This is a genomic window from Mycolicibacterium diernhoferi (assembly GCF_019456655.1).
In the GTDB taxonomy this organism is placed as follows: domain Bacteria; phylum Actinomycetota; class Actinomycetes; order Mycobacteriales; family Mycobacteriaceae; genus Mycobacterium; species Mycobacterium diernhoferi.
This window is the reverse complement of the sequence record NZ_CP080332.1, coordinates 1,702,645-1,715,558: the sequence shown is the minus strand read 5'-3', so window position 1 is coordinate 1,715,558 and position 12,914 is coordinate 1,702,645. Positions and strand designations below refer to the sequence as shown.

The 12,914-nt window shown below is 68.0% G+C and carries 16 protein-coding genes; 12 read left to right on the top strand and 4 right to left on the bottom strand.

The annotated features are described in order from the left end of the window. Window position 1 precedes the first annotated feature (1 nt). The 7 genes from K0O62_RS08195 (at window position 2) to whiB1 (ending at window position 7,071) form a co-directional block, all read left to right on the top strand. A complete protein-coding gene (locus K0O62_RS08195; RefSeq protein WP_073857759.1) occupies window positions 2-1,204 on the top strand; it encodes an acyl-CoA dehydrogenase family protein in 1,203 nt (400 codons plus the stop codon). Between the two features lie 6 nt (window positions 1,205-1,210). After that, the gene (locus tag K0O62_RS08190) at window positions 1,211-3,580 is read left to right on the top strand and encodes a CaiB/BaiF CoA-transferase family protein (RefSeq protein ID WP_073857757.1); all 2,370 of its coding nucleotides are present in this window, start codon (window positions 1,211-1,213) and stop codon (window positions 3,578-3,580) included. A gap of 82 nt (window positions 3,581-3,662) precedes the next feature. Continuing rightward, window positions 3,663-4,592 carry a LysR family transcriptional regulator gene (locus K0O62_RS08185; protein WP_073857755.1) on the top strand — a complete coding sequence of 310 codons (930 nt, stop codon included), beginning with the start codon at window positions 3,663-3,665 and terminating at the stop codon, window positions 4,590-4,592. Further along, window positions 4,579-4,983, top strand: coding sequence for a YchJ family protein (locus tag K0O62_RS08180; protein ID WP_073857753.1), 405 nt, complete (start codon window positions 4,579-4,581; stop codon window positions 4,981-4,983). Before K0O62_RS08185 ends, K0O62_RS08180 begins: the two co-directional genes overlap by 14 nt. Before the next feature lie 9 nt (window positions 4,984-4,992). Then, complete coding sequence (locus tag K0O62_RS08175) at window positions 4,993-5,505, top strand: M15 family metallopeptidase (protein ID WP_073857752.1); 513 nt, start codon at window positions 4,993-4,995, stop codon at window positions 5,503-5,505. Window positions 5,506-5,612: 107 nt separating this feature from the next. Continuing rightward, window positions 5,613-6,560: a diacylglycerol/lipid kinase family protein gene (locus K0O62_RS08170; protein ID WP_073857750.1), complete on the top strand. Its 948-nt coding sequence runs from the start codon at window positions 5,613-5,615 to the stop codon at window positions 6,558-6,560. A 256-nt stretch (window positions 6,561-6,816) separates the two neighbouring features. Next, on the top strand, window positions 6,817-7,071 hold the full coding sequence (gene whiB1, locus K0O62_RS08165) for a transcriptional regulator WhiB1 (RefSeq protein ID WP_029373613.1): 255 nt from the start codon (window positions 6,817-6,819) through the stop codon (window positions 7,069-7,071). Between the two features lie 142 nt (window positions 7,072-7,213). Here the strand turns inward: whiB1 and K0O62_RS08160 are convergent, their stop codons facing one another. Both K0O62_RS08160 and K0O62_RS08155 read right to left on the bottom strand, forming a co-directional pair. Continuing rightward, entirely contained in the window at window positions 7,214-8,740 is a 1,527-nt protein-coding gene (locus K0O62_RS08160; protein ID WP_073857748.1) for a two-component system sensor histidine kinase PdtaS, read from the bottom strand. A 20-nt stretch (window positions 8,741-8,760) separates the two neighbouring features. Next, window positions 8,761-8,976 carry a biotin/lipoyl-binding carrier protein gene (locus K0O62_RS08155; protein ID WP_073857898.1) on the bottom strand — a complete coding sequence of 72 codons (216 nt, stop codon included), beginning with the start codon at window positions 8,974-8,976 and terminating at the stop codon, window positions 8,761-8,763. Window positions 8,977-9,136: 160 nt separating this feature from the next. On the opposite strand from K0O62_RS08155, the gene K0O62_RS29080 reads away from it, so the two are divergent. After that, entirely contained in the window at window positions 9,137-9,211 is a 75-nt protein-coding gene (locus K0O62_RS29080) for a 50S ribosomal protein bL37 (RefSeq protein WP_085976028.1), read from the top strand. A gap of 76 nt (window positions 9,212-9,287) precedes the next feature. Here K0O62_RS29080 and rsrA read toward each other — a convergent pair whose 3' ends face one another. Together rsrA and K0O62_RS08145 are read right to left on the bottom strand one after the other, a co-directional pair. Further along, a complete protein-coding gene (rsrA, locus tag K0O62_RS08150) occupies window positions 9,288-9,590 on the bottom strand; it encodes a mycothiol system anti-sigma-R factor (RefSeq protein ID WP_073857746.1) in 303 nt (100 codons plus the stop codon). Next, window positions 9,587-10,225, bottom strand: coding sequence for a sigma-70 family RNA polymerase sigma factor (locus tag K0O62_RS08145; protein ID WP_165777141.1), 639 nt, complete (start codon window positions 10,223-10,225; stop codon window positions 9,587-9,589). Before K0O62_RS08145 ends, rsrA begins: the two co-directional genes overlap by 4 nt. A gap of 212 nt (window positions 10,226-10,437) precedes the next feature. On the opposite strand from K0O62_RS08145, the gene K0O62_RS08140 reads away from it, so the two are divergent. From K0O62_RS08140 to K0O62_RS08125, 4 genes are read left to right on the top strand one after another with little or no spacing between them, the layout of a single operon-like run. Further along, window positions 10,438-10,929, top strand: a complete 492-nt coding sequence (locus tag K0O62_RS08140; RefSeq protein ID WP_073857743.1) for an aminoacyl-tRNA deacylase — start codon at window positions 10,438-10,440, stop codon at window positions 10,927-10,929. Between the two features lie 9 nt (window positions 10,930-10,938). Then, window positions 10,939-11,790 carry an SDR family oxidoreductase gene (locus K0O62_RS08135; RefSeq protein ID WP_073857741.1) on the top strand — a complete coding sequence of 284 codons (852 nt, stop codon included), beginning with the start codon at window positions 10,939-10,941 and terminating at the stop codon, window positions 11,788-11,790. Window positions 11,791-11,798: 8 nt separating this feature from the next. Continuing rightward, window positions 11,799-12,116 carry a GNAT family N-acetyltransferase gene (locus K0O62_RS08130; protein WP_234800185.1) on the top strand — a complete coding sequence of 106 codons (318 nt, stop codon included), beginning with the start codon at window positions 11,799-11,801 and terminating at the stop codon, window positions 12,114-12,116. 19 nt (window positions 12,117-12,135) lie between these two features. Next, complete coding sequence (locus tag K0O62_RS08125; protein WP_073857737.1) at window positions 12,136-12,900, top strand: class I SAM-dependent methyltransferase; 765 nt, start codon at window positions 12,136-12,138, stop codon at window positions 12,898-12,900. The last annotated feature ends 14 nt before the right edge of the window (window positions 12,901-12,914 follow it).

Sequence of the window (12,914 nt, the reverse complement as noted above, 5' to 3'; positions counted from 1 at the left end):
CATGAGCGACAACAATCTGCCCAGCGCCGAGGAACTGCGCACCGAGGTCCGCGAGTGGCTGGCCCAGAACTGGACCGGCGTCACCCTGCCCAAGTCCGATGACCCCTGGGTCAGCTCCCCCGAGCGGATCGCCTGGCTGGACAAGGTCGTCGCGGCCGGCTACGGCGCGCCCACCTACCCGAGGCAGTGGTACGGCCGGGCCTACCCGAACAAGCTGGCCAAGGTGATCGCCGAGGAGTTCCGCGCGGTCCGCGCCCCCGGCGCCTGCCAGGACAAGTTCAGCATCCCGGCCAACACCACGCTGGCGTTCGGCACCGAGCAGCTCAAATCCGATCTGCTGCACGAGTTCCTGACCGAGAAGTCCCGCACCTGCCTGCTCTACAGCGAGCCCGGCGCCGGTTCGGATCTGGCCGGCGTGCGCACCACCGCGGTGCGCGACGGCGACCAGTGGATCATCAACGGCCAGAAGGTGTGGACCTCGGGCGCCCAGACCTCCCAGTACGCGCTGCTGATCGCCCGTACCGACTGGGATGTGCCCAAGCACAAGGGCATCACCTTCTTCATCGTGCCGATGAAGCAGCCGGGCATCGAGATCCGGCCGCTGGTGCAGATCACCGGCGACTCGCATTTCAACGAGGTGTTCATCACCGACGCCAAGGTGCCCGACGCCTACGTCGTCGGCGGCGTCGGCAACGGCTGGCGGGTGCTGCAGACCGCGCTGGCCTACGAACGCTCCATCATGGGTTCCGGAACCAGCCTGCACCGCAAGCAATCCCGCGGAAACAGCCTGGTCGAGATGGCTCGCGCGCACGGCAAGCTGGAAGACTCCGCAATCCGCAGGTCGCTGGCCGATGTGCTCGCGCTGCGAGAGCTGAACAGCCTGAACAACGCCCGCGCCAAGGCCGAGGCCAAACAGGGCACCGCCAGCCCGGTCATGTCGCTGGGCAAGCTGGCGACATCGGGCATCCTGCACGCCGAGGCCCGGCTCAAGACCGACATCATCGGCGCCGACGCGCTGCTGGCCGGACCGGACAACGCCGAGGCCGACGAGGTGAACTTCCTGACGCTCAATGCGTTCTTCACCTCGATCGGCGGCGGCACCGATCAGATCCAGCGCAACATCATCGGCGAGCGGGTGCTCGGGCTGCCCAAGGAACCCGAGGTCGACCGCGACATCCCGTTCCGCGAGATCCGGAAGAACTAGAGCAGCATGGGCAGCCCGAAACATTACGACCCACCGCTTTCCGGTGTCCGGATCCTGGATCTGAGCACCGGTCCGATGACCGCCGTCGGTCGCCTGCTGGCCGATCTGGGTGCGCAGGTGACCGTGGTACGGCTCGCCGGTGTCAACGACGACACCGGCGCGCCGGCACCCGATGTGCTGGACACCGCCATCAACCGGCGCGGGCTGGAACACGTCGACGCCGACGCCGGACAGTGGCAGCCCCTGGTGGCCGGCGCCGACATTCTCATCGAGAACACCCGACCGGGATCGGTCAATGAAGCGGCACTCGATGTTCGGCGTATCCGCGCCGAGCATCCGGGTCTGGTCGTGCTGTCCATCAGCGATTTCGGCCGCGACAACGACTTCCGCGAATGGCAGGCCACCGCCCCGGTGCTGCACGCGCTGAGCAGTGAGCTGACGCGGTCCGGCATTCCCGGCCAGGTGCCGCTGGTACCACCGGCCCGCCAGCTCCCCTACTCCGTGGCGGCGGCACAGGCCGCGGTGATGGTCGTCAGCGTCTTCCTGGACCGGTTACGCACCGGCGAAGGCGATCTCGTCGACTTCTCGGTCCTCGACGGCGCCATGCAGACGCTGGACCCGCCGTACGGCAGCGCCGGCACCGCCTCGGTCGGGGTCGCGGTCAGCAAGCAGGAGCGCAACTGGATCGCCGAGCAGTTGCGCTACCCGATCATCAAGTGCGCGGACGGCTACATCCGGATCTGCCTGCTGGCCAAACGCCAGTGGCACGGCATGTTCGAGTGGATGGGCCGGCCCGAGGAATTCGCCGACCCCAAGTACGACAAGCTGCGTGAACGCTTCCTGTCCCCGACACTGATGCCGGCGATCGCAAAGTTCTTCCGGGACAAGACCCGTGCCGAACTGGAAGCCCAGGCACAGCAGTACCGGGTGCCGGCGGCCGCGGTGCTGACGCTGCCCGAGGCGCTGCGTACCGATCAGATCCGCGAGCGCGGCTTCCTGCGCGAGGTCGAACTCGAACCCGGGCTGACGGTCCCGGTGCCCGCGGGTGTCGCCGAGATCGACGGTCACCGGGCCAGCACGCTCACCGAATCCGTTGCCCCGCAGCCCCGCCCGGACACAGCGGCCATCCTGGCCGCCCGGCCCCGCCGCAACGAGGGGCTTCCGCTGGAAGGCCTGCGGGTGCTGGACCTCGGCGTGATCGTGGTGGGCGGGGACACCGGACGGTTGTTCGGCGATCTCGGCGCCGACGTCGTGAAGATCGAGAACTCGGCGTTCCCGGACGGCCTGCGCGGCAACCTGACATCGGTGTCGCAGACCTACGCCGCCGGGCATCGCAACAAGCGCTCCATCGGCATCGACCTGCGTTCGGCCGAAGGCCGCGCACTGGCCCACCGCCTGGTCGCCGAGGCCGACGTGGTGCTGACCAACTTCAAACCCGGCGTGGCCGCCACGCTGGGCATGGACCACGACACGCTCAAGGCGGTGAACCCGGGCATCGTCGTGGTGGACAGCTCCGCATTCGGCCCGACCGGCCCGTGGGCCACCCGGATGGGATACGGCCCGCTGGTCCGTGCCGCGGCCGGCTTCACCGACCTGTGGGTGTACCCCGATGGACAGCAAGAGTCCCGCCGGAAAGCCTTCTGCGACACCGTGACCGTCTACCCCGATCATGTGTCGGCACGGATCGGTGTGCTGGGCGCGCTGGCGCTGCTGCTGCGCCGCGAACGCAGTGGGACCGGTGGTTCGGTGAGCATCGCGCAGTCGGAGGTGATGCTCAGCCACCTGGCCGCCGAGATCGCCGAACAGGTGGTGGCCACCCCGCTGCCGCCCACCCACGACGCGCCGTGGGGCGTGTTCGGATCCGCCGGTGACGACCAGTGGGTCGCGGTGACCGTACGTGACAACGACGACTGGCGGGCGTTGTGCTCGGTGATCGGACGCGCCGACCTGGCCGCCGACGACGCGCTGAGCACCCGGGCCGGTCGCGCCCGGGACCGCGCCCGCATCGACGACGCGGTCGGCGAGTGGACCGCAGGCCGGAGCCCGACCGAGGCGATGACGCTGCTGCAGCGGGCCGGGGTGCCCGCCGGTGCGGCGTTGCGCGCGGCCGAGTTGCCCGGCTGGGACTACTACGTCGCCCGCCGCGCGTTCCGCGAGGAACTCCATCCGCTGTGGACCACGCCGTTCGTGATGGAGAACGTGCAGATCCATTCCGAGCGCATCGCGGATCCGCCGCTGGGACAGGCACCGCTGCTGGGCGAGCAGACCCGGGAGCTGGCCGCCGAACTGCTCGGACTCGACGATGCCCAGATCGACGATCTGCTGGCCCGCGGCGTGCTGGAGCGGTTCACCGCGCCGGTGGAGGCGGCCCCGTAGCCGCGGCGACCTCCGGGCGCCGGGTGGCCGGCGGTTAGGATCGAAGGCCCCACCAGCCTCGAACCGTTTCGGACGTGCCCGCATGCAAGTCGACTTCACCAGACTCCGGTACTTCGTCGCGGTCGCCGAAGAACTGCACTTCCGGCGCGCCGCCGACCGGCTGATGATCACGCCGCCGCCATTGAGCAAGCAGATCAAGTTGCTGGAGAACGAACTCGGCGGCGCCCTGTTCGAACGGGACTACCACAACGTGCGCCTCACCCCGCTCGGTGAATCCCTGCTCGAACCGGCCCGCGACATCCTGACCCGGGTCGACCAGTTCGCCTTGTTGGCCACCCGAATCACCAAGTCCGCCAATCCGATCCGTATCGGAGCCACGGCGTATGCACCCTCGGATTTCCTGGCCAAGCTGGAAACCGCGGTCGGCACGCTGCCGGCCGCCACCGAGTTCAGCGTCCCGGGTTCGGCCGCCGAGGTGACCGCCAAACTGGTGTCCGGGCACCTGGACATCGGCCTGATCCACCTGCCGACCTCGGACAAACGACTGCGCCACCGGGTGGTGGCCAGCTATCCGGGTGCCATCGCCGTGCGGTACGACGATCCGCTGGCCGCCGCCGACCGGGTCGGCATCGAGGCGCTGCGGGACCGGGACGTGGTGATCGACTTCGCGCGGCCGAATCCGGTGGTGCTGGCCGGGCTGACCCGCAGCCTGCACGCCCGCGGGGTGGACCGCATCGTGCGCACCACCAATCAGCTCGGCGGTGAGCTGGAGATGGCCACCCAGGTGTTCAACCGGCATCTGGTCGCGGTGGTCACCTACGCGCCGGCGTCGGCGATCGGCCGGATCTTCTCGCCACCGGAGTTCAAACTCATTCCGATCGACGAAAGCAATTGGGCCCCAGTGCGGATCGCGCTGGCCTGGGTACCGGACCGGCAGACCCGCCCGGCCGAGATCGCCGAGGCCGTCGAGCAGATCGCCGACGCGGTGGGAGCTCCCGATGCCGCCGGTTGAGGACGCCGTCTGTCCGTGCGGGACGGGCCGGGCCTACGCCGACTGTTGCGGCCCGCTGCACGACGGCACGTCCCGCGCCGACACCGCCGTGGCGCTGATGCGCTCGCGGTTCAGCGCCTTCGCGTGTGCACGCACCGACTATCTGATCCACAGCTGGCATCCCGACACCCGGCCCGCGGAACTGGACCTCGACGACACGATCACCTGGCGACGCCTACAGATCGTGGACACCGAGGCCGGTGGCCCGGCGGACGCCACCGGCATCGTCGAATTCCGAGCCCAGTACGTGCAGCACGGGAAACGCCACATCCTGCACGAACGCAGCCGGTTCCGGCGCGTGCGGGACGGCTCCTGGCGCTATCTCGACGGGGACTTCGGGGACCGTCCGTAAACTGGCCGGATGCGTAACCTGGCTGCCACGGCGACCCTGGCGGTCGCGGCCGTCCTGTCGGCGCCCGCCGCCCAGGCCGATCCGACCGGCACCGCTGCACCCCAGCCGCAGCCGCTGACCGCCTACGACGTGCACGATCCGGCGATCGCCAACCTCGATCCGGTGCTGCGCAGCGCGGTCCAGAACGCCACCTCGGCGGCGGCCACCGAGGGGGTCACCATGACCGTCACCTCCGGGTGGCGCTCACCGGAGTTCCAGCAGCAACTGCTCGATGAGGCCGTCGGCACCTACGGCACCTACGAGGCGGCCCGGCGCTACGTCCAGACGCCGGATCGGTCCCGGCATGTGGCGGGGGCGGCCGTCGACATCGGCGGCCCGGGCGCCGATCAGTGGATGATCACCAACGGGCCACGGTTCGGGCTGTGCCAGATCTACGCCAACGAGCCGTGGCATTTCGAGCTGAGCACCGACATGTTCGGTGGCTGCCCGCCGCTGCTACCCGACGCTGCCGACACCCACTGACCTCGGTCGTGACCCCGATCACCGAACGGGTTGAGCGGCAACGCCATCGCCGCACGACTCGGCCGGCCGGTTCGTCGCCGGCCGATTCGCGGTTAGGCTGATATCCCGTGCGTGCCGTGCTGATCGTCAACCCCAACGCGACATCGACGACCCCGGCCGGGCGTGACCTGCTGGCACACGCGCTGGAGAGCCGGGTCGATCTGACCGTGGTGCACACCGACCATCGCGGCCATGCCATCGAGATCGGCCAGCAGGCCGCCCGGGACGGGATCGACGTGCTGATCGTGCACGGCGGCGACGGCACGGTGAACGAGGTGGTCAACGGCGTGCTGTCGGAATCGTGCGAACGCGCCCCCGCGGTCGGGGTGGTCCCCGGCGGCTCGGCCAATGTGTTCGCGCGTTCGCTGGGCATCAGCCCGGATCCGGTGGTGGCCACCAATCAGCTCGTCGACCTGCTCGGCGACCACCGCCGCGGCGGGCAGTGGCGGCGGATCGGCCTGATGAACTGCGGTGAGCGGTGGGGCGTGTTCACCGCGGGCATGGGCGTGGACGGTGACGTGGTGGCCGCAGTGGAGGCCCAGCGCGCCAAGGGGCGCACCGTGACGGCGTCCCGGTACATCCGGGTGGGCATCCGCGAAATGCTGGCCAGCGCGCGCCGAGAGCCCCTGCTGACCCTCGAACTGCCCGGCCGCGAGCCCGTATCGGGTGCGCATTTCGCCTTCGTGTCCAACTCCAGCCCGTGGACCTACGCCAATGCCCGGCCGGTGTGGACGAACCCGACCACGACCTTCGACACCGGGCTCGGCGTCTTCGCGATCACCAGCATGAACATCTGGCGCAATCTCGCGCTGGTGCGAAGGATGCTGTCCTCCAAGCCGGATATCAAGGCCCGCCACCTGATCCGCGAGGACGACCTGCCGTGGCTGCGGGTGAGCAGCGACACACCGGTGGCCTGCCAGATCGACGGCGACTACATCGGTTTGCGTGATGTGATGACTTTTACTTCGGTTCCGAACGCGCTGTGCGTCGTGGCGCCCCTACCGAAAATGGCGTGACCTGGGGGTTGACCCTCGCCTACCGGGATTTAGAGCGCAAGTGAGTGTGAGTGTAGTACAAACAGGTGAGCGGTCCGGTAACCCGGTACCTCAGTGACATTGCCCACGTGTTAACGCACTTCTATTGACATCTGTTCAGCCTGTGAAAGCATTGTTGCAACAGTGCAGAAACATTCCTGTGCACGCGTTAACAGCCGAGAAAATGTAGAGCGTCTTTGTGGCGCCTTTGCAACGATTTTACGAGGAGATGGAAGCTATGGATTGGCGTCACAAGGCGGTCTGTCGCGACGAGGATCCGGAACTGTTCTTCCCGGTGGGTAACAGTGGCCCGGCCCTTGCGCAGATTGCTGATGCGAAGCTCGTCTGCAACCGTTGCCCGGTGACCACCGAGTGCCTGAGCTGGGCGTTGGAGTCCGGCCAGGATGCCGGCGTGTGGGGCGGCATGAGCGAGGACGAGCGCCGCGCCCTCAAGCGCCGCAACGCCCGGACCAAGGCGCGCACCAGCGTCTAGCGATCCATCGCACACCACCAACTGCGGCCCCGACAATCATGTCGGGGCCGCAGTTTTTGTCCGAAAGCGCTCGGGTGTGGCGTGAATCTCTGTGCATCACATCACATTTGGCTGGGAATTCGCTGTGCGGCAATCCGATGCGCTAGAAGGCGGCCCTGCGGTGGCGTCCGAGCGGCACCCGCAACACCACGTCGGTGCCCCCGGCATCCGAATCGTGCATGCCCAGTGATCCGTCCAGCTCTGCCGCGACCAGGGTGCGCACGATCTGCAGCCCGAGCCGGTCGGATTTCTCCAGACTGAAACCCTCGGGCAACCCGCGGCCGTCATCGTGCACCACGACGTCCAGCCAGCGGGCGGACCGTTCGGCACGGATCGTCACCGCGCCCTTGGAGACGTCCCCGTCGAACGCGTGCTCCAGGGCGTTCTGCACGAGTTCGGTGATCACCATGATCAGGGCGGTGGCCCGGTCGGCATCCAGCACACCGAGGTCACCCTCGCGAGTGATCCGGATGGGTGTGTCCACCGAGGCGACGTCGTTCATGATCGGCACGATGCGGTCCACGACCTCGTCGAGATTGACCTCTTCGTCGACCGACATCGACAACGCGTCGTGCACGAGAGCGATGGAGGACACCCGGCGCACCGACTCGATGAGTGCCTCCCGGCCCTCGGCATTGTTGGTGCGGCGGGCCTGCAACCGCAGCAGGGCGGCCACCGTCTGCAGGTTGTTCTTCACCCGGTGGTGGATCTCCCGGATGGTCGCGTCCTTGGACAGCAGCGCGCGGTCGCGCCGCTTGATCTCGGTGACGTCGCGGATCAGCACCGCGGCACCGGCGGCCTCCCCGCTGGTCAGCAGCGGGATGGTGCGGATGAGCACCGCCGCGCCGCCGGCTTCGAGCTCCATCCGGGTGCTGGCACCACCGGACACCGAGACCCGCACATGGTTGGCCAGTTCCTGGGCCTCGAACGGGTCCGACATGAGTGGGCGGGTGATCCCGATCAGGTTGTGCCCGGCCAACTCGGCGTTGAGCCCCATCCGGTGATACGCCGACAGCGCATTCGGGCTGGCGAAGGTGACATCCCCGTTGACATCGAGGCGGATGAAGCCGTCACCGACCCGCGGGCTGGAACGCGACATCGCAGCGTCACCGACGTTCGGGAAGGTGCCTTCGCTGAGCATCCGCAGCAGGTCCGCCGCGCAGTCGAGGTAGGCGCGTTCCAGCGGGCTGGAGGTGCGTTCCTCGGCGAGTGCGGTCTGGTGGGTCAGCACGGCGACGACCCGGTCGGCGTGCTGCACCGGCACCGCCTCGACCTCGTGCCGGTCCGGGCCCGGTCCCGGGTTGGGCCACTGCCCCTGGGTCAGGTGTGGCCGCTGGACATCCTTTTCCCGGCCGATCGCGCCGGAGTCGAAGGCCGCCCGGACCACCGGCATCTCCTCGGCAGGCGAGGACGTGCCGACCGCGTCGGACAGCAGCACCGTGGGGGCGGTGTTGGGGCGCACCTGCGCCACACACACCAGGATGTCGTCGTCGCGCCGCACCCACATCAGGTAGTCGGCGAACGACAGGTCGGCGAGCAGTTGCCACTCGCCGACCACGGCATGCAGATGGTCGACGGCGTTACCGGGAAGAACGGTGTGCTCGGCGAGCAGATCGCCGAGGGTCGACATGGGCCGCTACCGCAGACGGGCTAGCTGATCACCGCGATGAGATCGCCGGCCTGGATGACGTCACCCACCGAGACACTCACCTCGCTGATGGTGCCGGCCACCTCGGCCAGCACCGGAATCTCCATCTTCATGGATTCCAGCAGGACCAGGGTGTCGCCCGCATTGATCTGGTCGCCCTTGTTGACCACGACCTCCAGCACGCTGGCCACGATCTCGGCGCGAACATCCTCGGCCATCTTCACCCCACTCACGTTGCTCGTCGGCGGACAGCTGTCCGCCTACCGGGCTATATCGAACCACAACCCCGGAGGACCCACCGAATGTGACGCGGGAAAAAGCACTCCCCGCGGCATGAGATACTGATAGCCACGTATTCACCTGAATCGGAGGTTCACCATGGCCAAGCGAGGCCGCAAGAAGCGCGATCGTAAGCACTCGAAGGCCAACCACGGCCGTCGTCCCAACGCCTGACGCGTCACCAGACGCAACAAACCGCCCGTGCTCTCGAAGAGCCCGGGCGGTTGTTTTATCTGCGGGTATGGGGGCGTCAGCCCCGAATGATGGTGGTCCGGCTGATCTCCAGGCGCAGCCGGGCCCGCAGGGACTCCGGGGCCTTCTCCCCGCTGCACTTGCTGGCGATCAGCTTCTTCACCCGTTCCTCCATGCCGTAATGGCGCAGGCAGGTCGGGCATTCCTCGAGGTGCTGCTGGAGCTTGACGCGGGTGTCGGCGGTGCATTCCCCGTCGAGCAGGGTCCAGACCTCGGCGATCACCGCCGCGCACTCGGGGTGCTCGGGGTCGATCGGTCCGACCGGCGGCGACCAGCGCTGCTCATCAGACGACTGAGTCATGACGACACCTCCTCGGGCGCACCGACCTGTTGATCTCGGATGAATCCCCGGTCCCTGGCCACATCTGTGAGCAGCTCACGTAGTTGTTTCCTACCTCGGTGCAGCCGTGACATCACGGTGCCGATCGGCGTGTCCATGATCTGGGCGATCTCCTTGTACGGGAATCCCTCGACATCGGCGTAGTAGACCGCCATCCGGAACTCCTCGGGCAGCGCCTGCAGCGCCGCCTTGATCTCGGTGTCGGGCAGCGCCTCCAGCGCCTCGACCTCGGCCGACCGCAGGCCCGTCGAGGAGTGCTCGGCGTTGGCCGCCAGCTGCCAGTCGGTGATCTCGTCGGTCGGGTACTCGGCGGGCTGACGCTGCTTCTTGCGGTAGCTGTTGATGTAGGTGTTGGTCAGGATGCGGTACAGCCAGGCCTTCAGGTTCGTGCCCGCCCGGAAGGAGCGGAAACCGGCATAGGCCTTGACCATCGTCTCCTGCAGCAGGTCCTCGGCATCGGCCGGATTGCGGGTCATCCGCAGCGCACCACCGTAGAGCTGATCGAGCAGTGGGATGGCATCGCGCTCGAAGCGCGCCGTCAACTCGGCATCGGTCTCTGCGGCCGGCGCGGGAGCCTGGGCTCCGATATCGGTCATCGCGGGAAGCACCGTCCCTTCTGTTGCGGCATCACCGAGCAGCTCCGGTATGGGTACCGGACGATCCAGGCAGGCCGTTGGCACAAAATCCCCTATCCGTCGATCCTAAAGGCAATGACCGACATCGCCGGGGCGTAGGGCCGTCCACGGGTGTCGTCCAAGAGAACAACGGCAGGTCGGGCCAGGGTATTTCCCGGGCTAATCTGATCTGCGTGGCACGAGCAGCAACCCCGGCGATCGCCGCCCTGGTGGCCGACGGTGCGGCCCACGAGATCCTGCGCTACCAGCACGACCCGCGCGCGGACTCCTTCGGCGACGAGGCGGTCGCGGAGTTGGCCGCCGCGCACGGGCTGGCGCCCGAGCAGATCTTCAAGACGCTGATCCTGGCCGTTCCGCACGGGCTGGCGGTCGCGGTGCTCCCGGTGCCCTCGAAGCTGTCGCTCAAGGCCGCCGCGTCCGCGCTCGGGGTGTCCAAGGCGGCGATGGCCGACCGGGCCGCCGCCGAACGTTCCACCGGGTACGTGCTGGGTGGCATCTCCCCGCTGGGCCAGCGCAAGCCGTTGCCGACGGTGATCGACTCCTCGGCGCTGAAATGGGACCGCGTGCTGTGCAGCGCGGGCAAGCGCGGCTGGGATGTGGCGCTCGCCCCAGCCGATCTGGTACGGCTTACCGTTGGCGTTACCGGAGACATCCGGGCCGCGTAGGCTGGCCGCATGTCTCTGCACGGGAAGACCATGTTCATCTCCGGCGCCAGCCGGGGAATCGGCCTGGCCATCGCCAAGCGGGTGGCCGCCGACGGCGCCAATGTCGCGCTCCTGGCCAAAACCGCCGAACCGCACCCCAAGCTGCCCGGCACCGTCTACACCGCGGCCAAGGAGATCGAGGAGGCCGGCGGGCAGGCGTTGCCGATCGTCGGTGACGTGCGTGACGGTGACGCCGTGCACGCTGCGGTGGCCGCGGCCGCGGCACAGTTCGGCGGCATCGACATCTGCGTGAACAACGCCTCGGCGATCAACCTCTCCCCCATCCTGGACGTCCCGCTGAAACGGTTCGATCTGATGAACGGCATCCAGGTGCGCGGCACATACGCCGTGTCGCAGGCCTGCCTCCCGCACATGATCGGGCGGGACAACCCGCACATCCTGACCCTCTCCCCGCCGATCCGGCTGGAGCACAAGTGGTTACGCCCCACCGCGTACATGATGGCCAAGTACGGGATGACGCTGTGTGCGTTGGGCATTGCCGAAGAGCTCCGTGATGCGGGAGTCGCATCCAATACTCTGTGGCCGCGCACCTCGGTGGCCACCGCCGCGGTGCAGAACCTGCTCGGCGGCGACGAATCGATGCGGCAATCCCGCAAACCCGAGGTGTACTCGGATGCCGCGTACGCGGTGCTGACCAGACCGGCCCGCGAATTCACCGGCAATACATTGCTGTGTGAGGACGTTCTACTGGAATCGGGTATCACCGATCTGTCGGTCTACAACTGCACCCCGGGATCGCAGGATCTTCGGGTGGATCTGTGGGTCGACTCCGCCAACCCGCCCGGCTACACCGGACCATGAGGAGCACGATGACCGAGATCGTCAGGAACGCACCGGCACTGAATCGCTTCGAGATCTACGAAGGCGACGAGATCGCCGGCTTCGCCGAGTACGTCGACCACGAGCAGCAGCGTATCTTCCACCACACCGAGATCGGCGAGAAGTTCGGCGGCAAGGGCCTGGCCTCCCAACTGATCAAGACCGCGCTCACCGAGACCACCAACGCCGGCCTGCGCATCGTCCCGGTCTGCCAGTTCGTGCAGAAGTTCCTCGACAAGCACGATGACTTCGCCGCCGATGTCGACGAGGTGACCCCGGCCGTGCTTGGGCTGCTGGACAATTCCTGACGTGACATAGGCTGGCCAGGTGTCCATCTGGTCAGCCGGACGGTATGAGGCCGTCGCCCAACGCATCGCGCCGATCGCCGCCGAGCTGGTCGAGACCGTGGACCGGCTACGCCCGCTCGACGGCGCCGCGGTCGCCGATCTGGCCTGCGGCACCGGAAACGCCGCACTGGCCGCCGCCGCGGCCGGGGCGCAGGTGACCGGCCTCGACGTCACGCCCGAACTGCTGGCCATCGCGGCGGCCAAGCCGGGCGGGGACGCGGTGCAGTGGGTGGCCGCCGACGCCGCGGCCACCGGCCTGCCCGATCAGGGGTTCGACGCGGTGCTGTCGAACATGGGCATCATCTTCGTCGAGCCGGTCAGCCAGATCGCCGAGGTGGTGCGGCTGCTGCGACCCGGCGGGTACTTCGGCTTCTCCACCTGGGTGCGCGACGCCGACAATCCGTTCTTCAACCCGATCCTCGATGTGCTGGGCCCGCCACCCGCGGCCCCCTACACTCCGGACCAGTGGGGCCAACCCGATGTCGTCACCGCCCGGCTGACCGACGATTTCGACGAGATCTTCATCGAAAACGGCAAGCACACCTGGCGATTCGCCTCGCAGCAGGCAGCCGTCACGTTCGTCACCGATGAGTCGCCGATGCACGTCGACGTGCTGGCGCGACTGGACGTGGGCACCCGCAGTCGGCTCGTCGAGGCGTTCGCCGCCTCGTTCGAGAGGTACACCAGCCCCGACGGCGTCGCCTTCGACGCGTCCTACGCGGTGGTGGCCGCCCGGCGGCGCTGAGCCGTCATGCCGTT

Bases quoted from the DNA above. Each gene is read 5' to 3' on its own strand.
- K0O62_RS08195 (WP_073857759.1), top strand. From the start codon at position 2: ATGAGCGACAACAATCTGCCCAGCGCCGAGGAACTGCGCACCGAGGTC.
- whiB1 (WP_029373613.1), top strand. From the start codon at position 6,817: ATGGATTGGCGTCACAAGGCGGTCTGTCGCGACGAGGATCCGGAACTG.
- K0O62_RS08155 (WP_073857898.1), bottom strand. From the start codon at position 8,976: ATGGCCGAGGATGTTCGCGCCGAGATCGTGGCCAGCGTGCTGGAGGTC.
- K0O62_RS08135 (WP_073857741.1), top strand. From the start codon at position 10,939: ATGTCTCTGCACGGGAAGACCATGTTCATCTCCGGCGCCAGCCGGGGA.
- rsrA (WP_073857746.1), bottom strand. From the start codon at position 9,590: ATGACTCAGTCGTCTGATGAGCAGCGCTGGTCGCCGCCGGTCGGACCG.
- K0O62_RS08180 (WP_073857753.1), top strand. From the start codon at position 4,579: ATGCCGCCGGTTGAGGACGCCGTCTGTCCGTGCGGGACGGGCCGGGCC.
- K0O62_RS08175 (WP_073857752.1), top strand. From the start codon at position 4,993: ATGCGTAACCTGGCTGCCACGGCGACCCTGGCGGTCGCGGCCGTCCTG.
- K0O62_RS08130 (WP_234800185.1), top strand. From the start codon at position 11,799: ATGACCGAGATCGTCAGGAACGCACCGGCACTGAATCGCTTCGAGATC.
- K0O62_RS08145 (WP_165777141.1), bottom strand. From the start codon at position 10,225: ATGACCGATATCGGAGCCCAGGCTCCCGCGCCGGCCGCAGAGACCGAT.
- K0O62_RS08190 (WP_073857757.1), top strand. From the start codon at position 1,211: ATGGGCAGCCCGAAACATTACGACCCACCGCTTTCCGGTGTCCGGATC.
- K0O62_RS08160 (WP_073857748.1), bottom strand. From the start codon at position 8,740: ATGTCGACCCTCGGCGATCTGCTCGCCGAGCACACCGTTCTTCCCGGT.
- K0O62_RS08185 (WP_073857755.1), top strand. From the start codon at position 3,663: ATGCAAGTCGACTTCACCAGACTCCGGTACTTCGTCGCGGTCGCCGAA.